This is a genomic window from Rhizobium sp. 42MFCr.1 (genome assembly GCF_000377185.1).
Taxonomy (GTDB): domain Bacteria; phylum Pseudomonadota; class Alphaproteobacteria; order Rhizobiales; family Rhizobiaceae; genus Rhizobium; species Rhizobium altiplani.
This window is the reverse complement of the sequence record NZ_KB897826.1, coordinates 3,307-4,115: the sequence shown is the minus strand read 5'-3', so window position 1 is coordinate 4,115 and position 809 is coordinate 3,307. Positions and strand designations below refer to the sequence as shown.

General features: G+C 62.2%; 1 protein-coding gene. It reads right to left on the bottom strand.

The features are described 5' to 3' along the window. The coding region (locus C934_RS31870; protein ID WP_018856793.1) for a flagellin N-terminal helical domain-containing protein at positions 1-809 on the bottom strand (809 nt) is incomplete at both ends.

Here is an 809-nt window from a genome sequence, read left to right as displayed (position 1 = left end):
GCGGAACAGCGAGAGGATGTTCTGCGAAGAGGAGTTCGCGATCGACAGCGACTGGATCGCCAGCTGCTGCTGGGTCTGCAGGGCGCTGAGCTTGGAGGACTCTTCTTCCATGTCGGCGTCGACCAGGCGGCCGATACCGGAGTCGATCGAGTCGCTGAGCGAAGACACGAAGTCCGACTGGATGTCGACGCGAGTCTGGAGCGAACCGAGCTGCGAACCGAGGGTGGTCATGTTCTTCAGCGTGGTTTCGACGTCCGTCAGCAGGTTGTCGATTTCGGCTTGGGTCGTGGTGTTGCCGATCGTGAAGCCGTAGACCGACTGGCCGGAGCTTGCGCCGGTCCCACCAAGAATGCCGCCGGTGGTCGTGCCGTTGAACAGGGTGTTGGCCGTGCCGAGCACATAGTCGGTGGTCTTGATCGAGACCGTGCCGCCGGTGCCGCGGACGAAGGAGGAAACGACGTTGACGGTACCGCCGGTGTTGTTGACCCAGTTTTCGCCGTTGAACGAAGCGGATTGGGCAACGCTGTAGAGCTGTGCCTGCAGCTGGGTGATTTCGTCCTGAAGTTTGGTCTTGTCGACGCCAGCTTCGCTGGCTGCAACGAGCTTTGCCTTGATCTCGCCGACGAGGTCGATGGCGCTGTCGACAGCCGTGTATGCCGTGTCGAGCTTGGCGGCGCCCATGCCGAGGGCGTCGGAAACAGCCGAAAGGGCCTTGTTGTCCGACTTCATCGTCGTGGCGATCGACCAGTAGGCAGCGTTGTCGGCAGCCTTGCCGACGCGCAGGCCAGACGAAACGGCGTTCTGCGTGT